General features: G+C 49.6%; 14 protein-coding genes. 3 read left to right on the forward strand and 11 right to left on the reverse strand.

Translation table 11 applies throughout. The features are described 5' to 3' along the window. Positions 1 to 123: 123 nt before the first annotated feature. The 4 genes from Pan54_RS16695 to Pan54_RS16710 form a co-directional block, all read right to left on the reverse strand. On the reverse strand, positions 124 to 765 hold the full coding sequence (locus Pan54_RS16695) for an FMN-dependent NADH-azoreductase (protein ID WP_146504565.1): 642 nt from the start codon (positions 763 to 765) through the stop codon (positions 124 to 126). Positions 766 to 1,089: 324 nt separating this feature from the next. Continuing rightward, positions 1,090 to 2,052 (reverse strand): alpha/beta fold hydrolase, encoded by a 963-nt coding sequence (locus Pan54_RS16700; RefSeq protein ID WP_146504566.1) that lies wholly within the window; start codon positions 2,050 to 2,052, stop codon positions 1,090 to 1,092. A gap of 52 nt (positions 2,053 to 2,104) precedes the next feature. Continuing rightward, the gene (locus tag Pan54_RS16705; protein ID WP_146504567.1) at positions 2,105 to 2,845 is read right to left on the reverse strand and encodes a cysteine hydrolase; all 741 of its coding nucleotides are present in this window, start codon (positions 2,843 to 2,845) and stop codon (positions 2,105 to 2,107) included. Between the two features lie 61 nt (positions 2,846 to 2,906). Beyond that, entirely contained in the window at positions 2,907 to 3,500 is a 594-nt protein-coding gene (locus tag Pan54_RS16710; RefSeq protein WP_146504568.1) for a TetR/AcrR family transcriptional regulator, read from the reverse strand. A gap of 240 nt (positions 3,501 to 3,740) precedes the next feature. Here Pan54_RS16710 and Pan54_RS16715 point away from each other — a divergent pair, with 240 nt between their 5' ends. After that, positions 3,741 to 4,016 carry a hypothetical protein gene (locus Pan54_RS16715; protein ID WP_146504569.1) on the forward strand — a complete coding sequence of 92 codons (276 nt, stop codon included), beginning with the start codon at positions 3,741 to 3,743 and terminating at the stop codon, positions 4,014 to 4,016. Between the two features lie 24 nt (positions 4,017 to 4,040). On the opposite strand, the gene Pan54_RS16720 is transcribed toward Pan54_RS16715, so the two are convergent. The 5 genes from Pan54_RS16720 to Pan54_RS16740 all read right to left on the reverse strand — a co-directional run bounded on the left by Pan54_RS16720 (position 4,041) and on the right by Pan54_RS16740 (position 7,204). Further along, a complete protein-coding gene (locus Pan54_RS16720) occupies positions 4,041 to 4,259 on the reverse strand; it encodes a hypothetical protein (protein ID WP_146504570.1) in 219 nt (72 codons plus the stop codon). Between the two features lie 98 nt (positions 4,260 to 4,357). Continuing rightward, on the reverse strand, positions 4,358 to 4,714 hold the full coding sequence (locus Pan54_RS16725; RefSeq protein WP_146504571.1) for a hypothetical protein: 357 nt from the start codon (positions 4,712 to 4,714) through the stop codon (positions 4,358 to 4,360). A 203-nt stretch (positions 4,715 to 4,917) separates the two neighbouring features. Beyond that, positions 4,918 to 6,126 (reverse strand): glycoside hydrolase family 71/99-like protein, encoded by a 1,209-nt coding sequence (locus tag Pan54_RS16730; protein ID WP_165441816.1) that lies wholly within the window; start codon positions 6,124 to 6,126, stop codon positions 4,918 to 4,920. Positions 6,127 to 6,220: 94 nt separating this feature from the next. Beyond that, positions 6,221 to 6,694 carry a hypothetical protein gene (locus Pan54_RS16735; protein WP_146504573.1) on the reverse strand — a complete coding sequence of 158 codons (474 nt, stop codon included), beginning with the start codon at positions 6,692 to 6,694 and terminating at the stop codon, positions 6,221 to 6,223. Between the two features lie 12 nt (positions 6,695 to 6,706). Then, entirely contained in the window at positions 6,707 to 7,204 is a 498-nt protein-coding gene (locus Pan54_RS16740) for a 3-hydroxyacyl-ACP dehydratase FabZ family protein (RefSeq protein WP_146504574.1), read from the reverse strand. A gap of 247 nt (positions 7,205 to 7,451) precedes the next feature. Between Pan54_RS16740 and Pan54_RS16745 the strand changes: the two genes are divergently transcribed. Then, entirely contained in the window at positions 7,452 to 8,318 is an 867-nt protein-coding gene (locus tag Pan54_RS16745) for a formylglycine-generating enzyme family protein (RefSeq protein ID WP_207310161.1), read from the forward strand. A gap of 92 nt (positions 8,319 to 8,410) precedes the next feature. Here the strand turns inward: Pan54_RS16745 and Pan54_RS16750 are convergent, their stop codons facing one another. After that, positions 8,411 to 9,307 (reverse strand): sterol desaturase family protein, encoded by an 897-nt coding sequence (locus Pan54_RS16750; RefSeq protein ID WP_146504575.1) that lies wholly within the window; start codon positions 9,305 to 9,307, stop codon positions 8,411 to 8,413. A gap of 267 nt (positions 9,308 to 9,574) precedes the next feature. Between Pan54_RS16750 and Pan54_RS16755 the strand changes: the two genes are divergently transcribed. After that, positions 9,575 to 10,933, forward strand: a complete 1,359-nt coding sequence (locus Pan54_RS16755; protein ID WP_146504576.1) for a sulfatase-like hydrolase/transferase — start codon at positions 9,575 to 9,577, stop codon at positions 10,931 to 10,933. Positions 10,934 to 10,941: 8 nt separating this feature from the next. On the opposite strand, the gene Pan54_RS16760 is transcribed toward Pan54_RS16755, so the two are convergent. After that, entirely contained in the window at positions 10,942 to 12,222 is a 1,281-nt protein-coding gene (locus tag Pan54_RS16760) for a hypothetical protein (protein WP_146504577.1), read from the reverse strand. Positions 12,223 to 12,260 lie beyond the last annotated feature (38 nt).

Genomic DNA, 12,260 nt, shown 5'->3' on the forward strand with positions numbered 1-12,260 from the left:
TGATCTTGCTGTCTGGGCCGTTCTCGACTAACGGCCTGTACGTTGAGGGAGCCCTACCGGGCCAGTTGCTTGCCAAGGAAGTCACGGATGAGTACGGCGATATAACAGAGGACACATGGTCGTCTACGACGGATCGTCATTCGCAAGCCTCATAAGCCGTCTACGAGCAGACTCAAGTGAATCTACTAACGCCGCACCACCATGTTCGTCATTCTCGGCAGCAACGATCTCCAAATCGTTCACGCCGATGAAGCGGAGCACTGTCCGCAAATGTGGATCAAGGTGATTGAGAGATCCATTTCGACCACCGGGACCGTAACCGCCATCTCCCCGTGAGATGACTGCAATCATTCGTTTGTCGTGAACGAGCGGTGTATATGTCGATTCTCCGTTGTCGGGATTGAATAAAAATGTCCGACCTACACGCACAATTTGATCGATATAGGCTTTGAAACCGCTCGGCATCCCAAAATTGTAGAAAGGAATCCCGGCGACTATGGAATCAGCTTCGAGAATCTCGTCTACCAATACGTCACTCAATTGCAAGGTATCTTGCATTGCTTGACTGCGTTCATCAGGTTGGGCAAACGCTGCTGCAATCCACTCTTCTGTCACATGCGGCAATGGGTTTCGTCCAATGTCACGATAGGTCACGGTGCCGTCTGGGTGGCTGTCCCGCCATCTTTGAACAAAGTGGGCTGTCAGGCGACGTGTGTGAGACCGGTCGTTACGGGGACTTGAATCAATATGAAGTAGATGAGGCATTTCATTCTCCTTTCTGATGAGAATTGGCCAGGAAAGCGTTCACTCAATTCGACAACTTGAATCGCTTTGATTCGCAGTCAGGTCGTAGCCGGTGAGTTTGCCATCACCTTGGCAGTATTCGGAATCACACCGAATGCTTGCTCTACGGTATCGAGCAGTTCTTTGGTGCGGCCTTGGGCGGATTCTGGGTTCACGGAATTGAGGCGTTGAATTGATCTTCTCCTAAGCTTGTAAACAGGTTTCTGGTTAGCCAGGCAACACGCCCGATCAAGATGAAGTACAGACAGGTCTGTCTTGTTGTGTCAAAAGAAATGAGTTGGCTATTTACTTGGTCAATTGCTTGCCAAGGAAATTGCGAATCAGCACACTGATTTTTGTTCCATCTTCTTCGAGGGCAAAATGCCCCGTATCAAGAAGATGAAACTCCAGGTTCTTGAGATCACGTTTGTAGGGATACGCTCCCGCCGCTGGGAAAATTGCGTCATTCTTCCCCCACACGATCAGTGTCGGTGGTTGATGTTTGCGAAGATATGCTTGCCAATTGGAATACAGCGGTGGATTGCTGCCGTAGCTATGGAATAGAGCCAACTGAATCTCCTGGTTGCCGGGGCGATCCAAGAGCGGTTGAACATGTCCCCAAGTGTCGGGGCTTATCGTCTCAACATTGCGAACCCCGTAGGTGTATTGCCACTTTGTCGCATCGAGTGTCAGCAGAGATCGCAGCTTGTCGCCTTGTTCTTTTGTACGTTTCTTCCAGTACGACTTGATCGGTTTCCAGAATTCGTTGTCGATGCCTTCCGCATACGCATTGCCATTTTGAACGATCAGCGTTTCAACTCTTTCGGGATGCTTTACAGCGAGCCGGAAACCGACTGGTGCCCCGTAGTCCATCAGGTAGATGGAATACTTCGTCAGCCCGACCTTCTCCGTGAACTTATCCACAACATTCGCCAAATTCTCGAACGTGTACTCGAACTCATCGACGGTAGGCATGGAACTGTATCCAAAGCCTGGGTAGTCGGGAGCAACTACGTGGTATTTGTCAGCCAGTGCCGGAATCAGATTGCGAAACATGTGCGATGAAGTCGGAAATCCGTGCAGCAGCAGGACCGTAGGAGCATCCTTGCGACCCGCCTCCCGGTAGAAAATGTCGAGGCCGTCGATTTTCACCGTGCGGTAGTGAACCTGGTGGTTTGAGTGTTGAGTGTTCTCCGCATGTGCAAACGAGCCGATGGAAAAGAGGACAGCGAGAGCCAGTGCGGAAAGTTTCGTTTTGAAAATAGTCATGGTTCAGTCTCCAAATCAAGAAGGTTTCAGTAATAGAATTATTGGTTTCAAGTCAGAGTGCTGAGAGTTGCTCGACGGCTTCCTCGGCGCTCCAAAGGTCGCTGGCGAGAAAACGGAAGTTCGTCATCGCCGCTTCGTAGCCGTCGTAACCGGGAACTTGGGCAGCAGCGGTGGCATCGCCGACAACAGCGACTTCGAAGCCCTGCTCCAGAAGCTCTCGAAGATGAGACTCGACGCACAGATTGGCCGACATCCCAGCGAGGATCACTTGATCGATTCCTCGTTTACGAAGTTGGAGAACGAGGTCATTGGTCTCAGGACCATAGATCTTGTGCGGGCTGGTAATAACGGTCTCGCCATCATTGATGAATGGTTTGTACTGCTCCAGCCAATCCGCTCCTGATCCTGTGAAATCCGTGAGATCAAGAGCGCTGGGGCGGTCGAACATCTTGATGTCGTGCATCAGACGCTCCAACGCCCCCTCGAAATGCCACTTGTGATCTTGGGGGTAGTAGTAATGTGGACTGATAAACAGCGGAACGTCATTTTCTTTCGAGGCGGCCAACAACTGACCGATGTTCTCAACCGTTTTGTTTTCTGTGACGTTCTGGCCAACGACGCCCCACGTAACGCCCTGCGGGCTCAGGAAATCGTTCTGAGGGTCAGTGACGACCACGGCGACGTTGCTTTTGTGTAGTTCCAAACCGGGTCGAGGTATTGCGGCATCAGTTCTGCGACCAGAACCATAAACGACACTGGGTTGGTCAGCGTTTGCAGTTGTCGAGTCAGACATGCTAGTTCTCCTTATTTATACAGACAGGTCTGTATTGTAAGTGGTAAAAAAAAGAGAGGGTTTACTTGCGTTTACGCGAACTTTTCGAGACGAGCATCAGAGCAGCATCCCGAGCGACATCAGCCGGTTCAATGGACTGTTGCATAACAGCGGTGACAATTGCTCCTTCGACCATCAACGCAATTGCTGGAGCCACCATATCCGCCTTAGTAGTTCCTGCGTATTCGGCGATATTCTGTTTCAACATTTCATAGAATCGTTCCTTATGCTGGGCCGAGAACTTTGAGGCGGCGTGTTCCGCATCCGCTAACTCGACATTCGAATTGATAAACATGCAGCCCCGAAAGCCGGGGCTTTTGAACCAGTCTTTCAGGGCGGCGAAGAAGGCTTCCAGTCCGTCCATTCCCGCCTTGCGGTGTCGCTCCATCCACTTTTCGAACATGGCGTCAAACTTCGCCTCACGAAACTCAAGTACGGCGAGAACCAGGTCGTCTTTCGAAGGGAAGTGGTTGTAGAGCGTCATCTTGGCCACACCCGCCTCGGCAATAATGCGGTCGATGCCGACCGCTTGAATGCCTTCGGCATATAACAACTGTTCGGCTGTCTCGATCAGTCGCTGGCGGGCGTCGGATTTTCGGGTTCGTGTCTTGCTCATGCCTAAAGTATACAGACCTGTCTGTTCTTGTCAACCTCGAAAATCAGAATTCTTTGTAGATCGGCCAGAGTGTCGTTTGCTTCTTGATTATGCGAGTGACCGTGTGAATTTCGAAAGGTCCAGGCGAGTGAGCACATTGCCTGGATACTTCGAACTGAAAGGAACCAGTGGCTCTGTACCTTATCGGATCGAACCAGTCATCGGAACACCGATGCAACTTTCGCCCCGAAGAGCTTCAACATGCCACTCAATCGGCCTCCGCTGATGTCTCAATGGCAAACGTACGTTTTTTATTCCTACATGGCAATTTGCACTGGCATGATGTTTCTCGCAGGTGGTCTTGCCACTATTCCTCTGGGTCTGTGCGGTGCGGGCGCTGTTGCGAACAACCATCGCAGCAAAGGTCACAATGTCTTCAATCCGTACATGAAGTTGTTGCCGCTTGATTTGGTCAATGCGTCACCACCACCGCCTTGGAATGATGGCGGTCTGACGTCTGTTTCGGGACGCAACTAAGCAATGATGTAGCCACATTCGTCACTACGAGATACGAAGAACAGCAGCGATCGCACAGAGGTGACGGACAACTTGTTCGTCGATGACACGACCGACGAGAGTTTCGATTTGACCCCAGTAAAGATAGCCTGCCTCAAGTTCGCCGTTCTTTGGAGCATCAGGCTCACGCGAGTAAGCCTCCGACAGCCAGGAGTCGAGTCGTTGACGCTGGTCGGATATCTCTGTTTCAATTCTCGTTTGCACGTCTCTCCTGAGACAAATAACTCTGGCGGTAACGAGGCCGCCACCAAAAAACTCGATTTCACAACCCGCGTCATCGGCGGCTCCAGTTCACCACTTTGTTATCGCTCGCTACGCTCTGCAATAATTTCAGCGTAGTAAGGACGCAAGGCCGTTGCTAATAGATGGATGTGGATCAAGACACCAATCCCTGCACCGATGCCTCCAATGAATGGAATCGGCGATGACTCAAGCAGCCATTGTTTCCACGGCCCTTCCGGAAGGAATTCCAAGCACAGGAATCCAATCAAGCATGCGATCGCGGCACTGCCGATCACAATCAAGAATGAGCGAGTCCACAAACGCGGGCGCTCCGAGCGGAGTTGTCGCCACGCCTTCGTGTGGACGCTGTCACGATACTCTTGAGATGGTAGGGCGGCGAGTTCTGGAGTTTGGCCGAAATAGAAGTAAACGTTCATTGATCACCTTCCAAATGGGAAGTCACTCGAAATTGTTTGAGTTGCTGAATGCGAATTATACAGTTGATGGTGGACAATGTGTGATGGCGAAAAATCAACATGTTTACGTCCGATCATCAATGTTCCTTATTAAGATGCGGATCGAAATAGAATACGTCAGTCGGATAGGGTAAGCGTCATCCGCGAGGTTGGCCCATACTCGATTAGCCACCTTTGCTGGCGGCCTCCATGGCGGCTTGAGCTTCCGTGCACTTGCCGGCAAACAACAAATCGGTTGCCATTTGGAGTTGTTTCATGCGGTTGGGATCTCGCGCATAGCGTTTTTTGAGTTGATACAGCGTTACAGGGAGCCGCAAGTCTTTCGGACCATACGGCAACTGCGATTTGGCGTTTCTTTGGACATGTTCCAGATAGCGATATCCAGACGCCTTTGTTGGTTCGATGACCGTTCCTTCGCCGTAGTCATTCCAAGTCGCGATTTGGATGATTTGTGAGTTGCTCTTTTGGGCGAGGGCGAAGGTTTCGGCGAATGTTTGTCCGTTGCGAGCATCGATCGAGCCGTAGCTGTCGTGCAGTTGTGCTTGTTTGTAGATGTCGCGGAACGCCGGGAACGCGACCGAAATAACCGATTCTCGTGCGTACAGGGAAGTCAGGTATTGACGCCAAACCATTGGAGTTATTTCGTGACCGCCGGTAACAGGCGGCCAGCCAAACGCACCATCCAATCCCATTTCTTTTGAGAGATGTGGAAGAGCGTAAAGCAGCGGGCGATGTTGAAGACCGGATAAGAGTTGGACCCATTGATCCTTCGTGAAGTATTGAGGACCGAAGACAAGCAAAATCGGGCGCCCATCGATTTTGACATACGCGTCATCGTCAAACCAATTCTCGGCGAGCCACTTCAGAACCATTTGGCCGTGTGCCACATCACGTTGCTTCGGCAAGGCCTTTTCTTCGATCATATGTTTGATGGTTTGATCTTCGTAGCAGACCGCAAACTGCAGCCCGGCCTTGTTGAGGTGTTTGACCAAATGCTCGGAGTTGCGGTGTATTTCAGCATAGTCGCGGAACTTTTCGATGCCGTACCAGTCGATGATCACGCCATCGATTCCCGCAAATTTCATCAGCAGCACGTGGCATTCCAAAGCGTCAGGATCGTTGGAGTCGTAGAGGTCGATCAGCGGATAATCGTGTGAAGCAACTTCGCGCTGGCCATTCGATTTGACGGTGTCCGGATTGAAGTGGTTCATCGTCCAATGCCAACCCCAGTAACCGCTGGCCGTCTTTGAAGCGTACCACGGCATGTAATGAACCAGCACGGTTTTGTCGCGGCTTTGAGCGTAGAGATCGGGTGTAAGGCCGAGCGCCGTGATGAGGACGCAGAGGCATGAGGAAAGGATTCGACTGTTCATAGTGGTGGATTGGGTTGTGATGGCTAACGTCTGCCGTAACCGGGAACGAACGGAAGAGTTTGTTTTTAGTTGCCGCGCAAATGAGTGCTCCGGTTCACGGCTTTGTTCTATCAGGTTCGCCGACCTTGGCATCTTTCAGTCGGATCTGAGCCCCTCCGACACATTTCCCAGACGCATCATCGCGTACCTGTATGTGAATAACGGAGTCGTCAACAAAGTCAGTTGACTGGCATCCCACAGAAAATCGAACGACATCAGTCTTACTCTCTCCCTCCATTTGTCGCAACGGAAATCTACCGATCCCTTGATTTGCTTTTCGCAGATCACAAGTTGCATAGTCTCTCAGGCCCGGACGGTCGCACTGAATATCGAGCCAGAACGTATTTCGGTCTGCATGCGGATAAACGCGTTTGACGAGGACAAGTTGAATCGGAGTCGTCGTTGACAAGTCATCGGAAGTGGTGTTCGACGCCACAGCCAATGAGCCTGCGACAAGCAGGGCCGCAGCGAAGATACCGAATGCATTGAATAACTCATGACACTCTTGTATTTCAGAGGGATTTGCCACTCAATTCACTATTTAAAGCGGAGTGCCGCGATTAATCGGCACACCAATCATGCTGCCATTGAAAACCATGCCCCCATCGACGAAGCCCTGAAAATCGAATTCCACCCGTTTACCGGTGCGAATTTTTGTTGTTTGAACCGCCAGAACCAGACGGGAGTTCGGGAAGACGGATTTACGAAAGCGGACATCTTCCATCCCGCCAAAGCCGAGATATTCTCCACCGAGCAAATCGAACTTGCGGGCATAAAACCCCGCCAGTTGAGCCGCGCATTCGCAGAGAATGACACCAGGCATTAATGGAAAACCGGGCATATGGCCAGTGCACCAGAATTCTTTATCGGTGACATCTTTATAGCCAACCAGACCATTGGTTTCGCGATCGACATACACAACAGCCGTCAGCTGCTCCATTTCGTGTCGCTGCGGATTGATTTTACGAATGTCATCAATCGTGTAGAGTGGATTGTCGAAGTCTAAATTTTCGATGTCGTAAAGAGGGCGAGGCGGCATGGCCGTGGCTCCTTTCTGTTGGCCAATATTTATTGAACTGTCAAACAGTCCGATGTCAGCCAGTTCACAATTATCACTGCAATTTGCAGTTTTTTGTCGCGGTTTTTGATAGCTTAAACCCAGTTTTAATCCATCACCCGCTACATATTCGATGAAACGCCTATAATAGAGAACATAGAATATAAGTTCACGCACGAAAATGCGAATCCTCAGCCAGTCTCTCCAAAATTCATAGGAAATCAGTTCTGTGACAAGCTTGCGTCGACTCCTCCTGCTCTCTGCACTGATTTGCGGTTGTACACAGGAACAAGCACTACAGTCTCCAGTCCCGGATGTGCCTGTCCAAACCAATACCATTGGCATGAAATTTGTCACCATCCCGGCTGGTGAATTTCTGATGGGGGCTCCTGAGACGGACCTGAAAGCCGAAGAGGACGAAAAACCGCAGCACCGGGTCGTTATTACTCAAGACTTCCATCTCGGACAGTTTGAAGTAACCCAGGCTCAATATGCCGAAGTGATGGGTAATAATCCCAGCGAATTTTCAAAAGGAGGACGCGAGGCCGATGCCGTTAAAAATCTGCAGACGGATCAATTCCCGGTTGAATTCGTCAACTGGTATGAAGCCAATCTCTTCTGCAAAAAAATCTCCGAACTCCCCGCAGAAAAGGCTGCCGGCCGGAGTTATCGACTTCCCACCGAAGCCGAGTGGGAATACGCCTGCCGGGCCGGCACAACGACACGATTTAGTTTCGGAAAAGAACCTGACCCCCGATATGCTAATTATTTAGGAGATATTGGACATCCCCGGCCTGTCGGTTCTTATCCCCCCAATCCATTCGGCCTGTACGACATGCACGGCAACGTCCTGGAATGGTGCTCCGACTGGCATGTCGACGATTATTTTCAGCACTCTCCCGTTGAGGACCCAACCGGACCGGAAGAACCGATCGAGGACGCCCGAGTCCTCCGCGGCGGCGGCCATGGCTTCAAAGCTGCCAGCTCTTCGTTTCGAGACAGCATTCTGCCCAATCGTCGAGGTAACTCACACGGGTTTCGAGTGGTGATGGAAGTGGAAAGAGTTATCAGCAATGAGGCGAGTCAATCAAATTGATTCTCTCTCAATGAGAAACGTCTTTCTCCTGGACACATTCGACACAATCAAAATCCCGAAAATGTGTAATTAACGATATTGACTTTGATGTTTCAACGTGGTGACTCAAAGTCCAGACCATTCGTCTCAGAAATTTGCTGACTTGAATTTTCGGTCATCTCATCCTGCAACATTGACGAACTTTCAGGAGAGAAAAATGGTAATAACAGAATTCCGGGAAGGCGATCGACTTGCTTTTCGTCGGAGTACTTCATTAAGCCAATCCGCATCTTTTCGTGGCCATACTCGGGTTGAGCTCGATAAGTTCCCATCAGGTAGTCCCACCAAGGTAGATTGAACCCAAAGTTACTGTTCGTTTCGCGATGAATGACTGAGTGATGCACCCGGTGCATGTCGGGAGTGACAATAAACCAACGCATCAGTTGATCCAACCAGCCAGCCATTTTGACATTGCTATGATTAAACATACTGGTTGCGTTGAGCAACACTTCAAAAATCAATACGGCCAGAGCTGGAGCACCAAGCAGAAGAACTACGGCGAGCTTGATAAGAGCCGAAAGCAGGATTTCAAATGTGTGAAAACGCAAACCCGTTGTGACATCAATATCCAGGTCTGCATGATGCACCATGTGTAGTCGCCAAAATAAGGGAACTGCATGAAACATAACGTGCTGGAGATAAATCGCCAGATCGAAAGCGAGTATGCAAAGCAGGATGACTAACCAGAGCGGCCATTCGACCAAATGCAAAATCCCCCAGTCTCGGGAATCGGCAAATATAGCCGCTCCAACAGCTGTCATCGGGATGAAAAGCCGGACCAGGCAGATATTCAAAGCCACCAAAATTAAATTGCTGGCCCATCGTGTCGACTTCTGAGCCACAAGCAGTCGCCTCGGCAGAAACAGCTCCCAGAGTGCCATAATGAAAAGAACAACCAGAAAAATTCCCAGTCGAACGAAGAGTTCGGTAGATTGCTCAATCCCTTCCATAGCGTTTACTCATATCTGCAGTTGAGGTGGGAAATTTTGAGGAATGTGGTGATCGCAACTGGAAACCAAACTGTATAACATTGTTGGACCAATCCCCACAAATACCATACCTCTAAATGATTAATCATGATTCCATCGGATCGATGTGACACGATTTGCAGGATTTGATTTCGCCTCGTATGTTACCGTACAACTCATTCAATAGGATTTGAGAAGCATTTTAACCGGCAAAATATATCCATGTTCTTATTTTCAAAGAAAATCTTCATGACAATTTCAGCTTACCTCAAATTCACTTCGCTGTTAACAATCGCATTTTTCTTTCATGCAAACATCGATAACTCATTCGCCGCTGAGCAACCCCCCAATATTGTATTTATCCTGAGTGATGATCAGGCGTGGACAGATTATGGTTTCATGGGGAATGCAGAAGTCAAAACGCCTCATCTCGACAGGTTGTCTGAACAAAGTCTCGTATTCGAGCGAGGCTACGTTGCTGCACCACTGTGTCGTCCCTCACTGGCATCAATGTTGACAGGACTCTATCCGTTTCAGCATGGGATTACAGGCAATGATGTTGATGGAAAGAATAAGCGTGCGGAATTGGACAGACCGGTTCGTCAGGCATTTCATCAGTTCCCAAGCTTTGTCAAACTGTTGTCAGAAAACGGATATCTGGCACATCAGTCTGGAAAATGGTGGGAGGGAGCCTGGGAAGATGGCGGGTTCACGCACGGCATGACCCATGGCGATCCCAAACGAGGCGGCCGTCACGGGGACGAAGGACTGAAAATCGGACGCACGTCTATGGAACCAGTCACAGATTTTATTGACATGGCAACTGCGCAAAAGAAACTATTCCTTATTTGGTATGCACCTTTCCTGCCCCACACCCCGCACAATCCTCCGCGGCGAATTTTAGAGAAGTACATGCAGGCGGGACACGAACCTGATGTTTCAAAATATTATGCCATGTGCGAATGGTTCGATGAAACCTGCGGAGAATTACTCAACCATCTGGAGGAAACGGGACAAACCCAAAACACGATTGTGATTTATATCTGTGATAATGGCTGGGCCGCAGCAAGTACGAATGCGAACGATCCCAACCAGAAGTTGTGGTCGCAATACGCGCAACGATCAAAAGGCTCTCCATACGATCTGGGTGTTCGCACCCCCATCATGATTTCATGGCCGGGACATGTGAAGCCAGCACACGTTCAGGACTTGGCACATGCGATCGATATTTTCCCCACCATTGCAGCGGCAACGGGGCTCAATCCACCACCCAGTCTTCCTGGTATCAATCTGCTGGATGAGAAAAGGCGATCAGATCGAAATACTGTATTCGGTGTCTGTAATTCGGTCCATAATATGTCGCCGGGTCATCCCGATGAAACATTGCAATACCTCTGGTGTGTGCATGAAGACTGGAAACTTCTTGTTCGCTTTGAGGGCAAGGATACGACACAGTATCGGAATCTCCACATTTGGGATCAATCTCCAGTCAGGTTATACAATCTCAAAGACGATCCGCATGAAGAAAACGATTTGTCATCTTCCCATCCGGAAATCGTGCAACAGCTGAAATCGAAGATCCATAACTGGCATCCGGTTGAGGAATAGTTTAAGTGTTATGCCGGTTTTGGCTTAATGAATAAAACTTCGCCTCGTTCAATCCATCCTTTTCTCAGATCGACTCGAAACCAACCTTCGCTATTTTTTTTGTGAAAGCGAACTGGGGATCGCTTTCCGAATTCTTTCAGATCGTACTCGGCCCAGGTCTTGCCCATATCTGGTGAGATCGTAAAGCCTGTTGAATAGGGTGAGGCGGGGGCGTAGTGTGCAGAGAGTATTACTTCGTCCTCGATGATCATGTTGGCGGATTCATAGAGCGGATTGAAGAGTCGGGTATGCTTTTTGATATCCACGAGATCGCCCGGTGCACAGGTAAAGATTCCACGATCGTGCGGCATGGTGCCGTTGTTTCCATTGGCATCGGCTGCCCAATAAAGTTGGCCATCCACAAAGTTGATCCCACCGGATTTAAAACGTGAGTTGGAATTCACCGAAACGAGAACCTGCCAGTCCCATACATCCTGAGTTTTATCATAAGTTCCGCGCAGCCAGTGACATTCCTGCTTATTTGTCCCATCGGCTGCCGTTCGATCGTGATCGCCAGTGCAAGCATAAAATGCATTCTCCGACGGGTTGTAAGCCACGGAATGAACATGGCGACAGACCACAGGATTTTCCGGGTTGCCGAGCATATCCCCTTCTTGGGCATCCTTCTGTTGAAAGACTGGATTTTGACCAAATGAATATGCGATTTTTACAGTCTGGCCCTGATCGGTCGAATAATAAATGTTGACAGGAACCGCTCCGCCCATGACGTTGCAATAATTCCCCCAGACCAGCATCTCCTCACCATCAACATCCCAGGTATGAACGCCATCGAGCGGATGGAAGTACCAACCGGGATTGTTCGGATCAAGTGGAGTATGAGGTCGATAATCGCTGCCATCAGGATTCTTGACGATGACTTGATTGTAAGTCTTTAAATCATCGGTACTCAGATAAAGTTTTGTGCGCGTTGCAAAGAGAATGTTTCCATTTTTCATGATGCAGCTGAAAGTAATGTTATCTGCATTGCGAAAGTTCGCATCATGTGGCCAGGTTTTTCCATTGTCTTCAGAGAGGTAGACTTTTCCGTAGCCGAACCCAAAGGCTTTATTGTCACGTTGCGAATCAATGTACGGCCCTTCTGGCGCGAGGCGGTACCAGAAATGATCTGTCGATGCGATCTCACTTGAATCTGCCTGAACAGCTTGATTACCTGACAGAAGCAGACTGCCGAAACTGGCAGCAGAAGCCGCCAGGAAGTGACGTCGTGTGGCCTGTGAAATTTTATCCATGATTAGTTCTTTCTCATGCTCGTATTGAAGAGATTGGA

It is taken from the genome of Rubinisphaera italica (assembly GCF_007859715.1).
Classification (GTDB): domain Bacteria; phylum Planctomycetota; class Planctomycetia; order Planctomycetales; family Planctomycetaceae; genus Rubinisphaera; species Rubinisphaera italica.

What these genes read in the sequence shown, in the direction of transcription:
- Pan54_RS16760 (WP_146504577.1), bottom strand. Translation starts at nt 12,222, where the DNA reads ATGGATAAAATTTCACAGGCCACACGACGTCACTTCCTGGCGGCTTCT.
- Pan54_RS16740 (WP_146504574.1), bottom strand. Translation starts at nt 7,204, where the DNA reads ATGCCGCCTCGCCCTCTTTACGACATCGAAAATTTAGACTTCGACAAT.
- Pan54_RS16755 (WP_146504576.1), top strand. Translation starts at nt 9,575, where the DNA reads ATGACAATTTCAGCTTACCTCAAATTCACTTCGCTGTTAACAATCGCA.
- Pan54_RS16695 (WP_146504565.1), bottom strand. Translation starts at nt 765, where the DNA reads ATGCCTCATCTACTTCATATTGATTCAAGTCCCCGTAACGACCGGTCT.
- Pan54_RS16750 (WP_146504575.1), bottom strand. Translation starts at nt 9,307, where the DNA reads ATGGAAGGGATTGAGCAATCTACCGAACTCTTCGTTCGACTGGGAATT.
- Pan54_RS16700 (WP_146504566.1), bottom strand. Translation starts at nt 2,052, where the DNA reads ATGACTATTTTCAAAACGAAACTTTCCGCACTGGCTCTCGCTGTCCTC.
- Pan54_RS16705 (WP_146504567.1), bottom strand. Translation starts at nt 2,845, where the DNA reads ATGTCTGACTCGACAACTGCAAACGCTGACCAACCCAGTGTCGTTTAT.
- Pan54_RS16715 (WP_146504569.1), top strand. Translation starts at nt 3,741, where the DNA reads ATGCCACTCAATCGGCCTCCGCTGATGTCTCAATGGCAAACGTACGTT.
- Pan54_RS16725 (WP_146504571.1), bottom strand. Translation starts at nt 4,714, where the DNA reads ATGAACGTTTACTTCTATTTCGGCCAAACTCCAGAACTCGCCGCCCTA.
- Pan54_RS16730 (WP_165441816.1), bottom strand. Translation starts at nt 6,126, where the DNA reads ATGAACAGTCGAATCCTTTCCTCATGCCTCTGCGTCCTCATCACGGCG.
- Pan54_RS16710 (WP_146504568.1), bottom strand. Translation starts at nt 3,500, where the DNA reads ATGAGCAAGACACGAACCCGAAAATCCGACGCCCGCCAGCGACTGATC.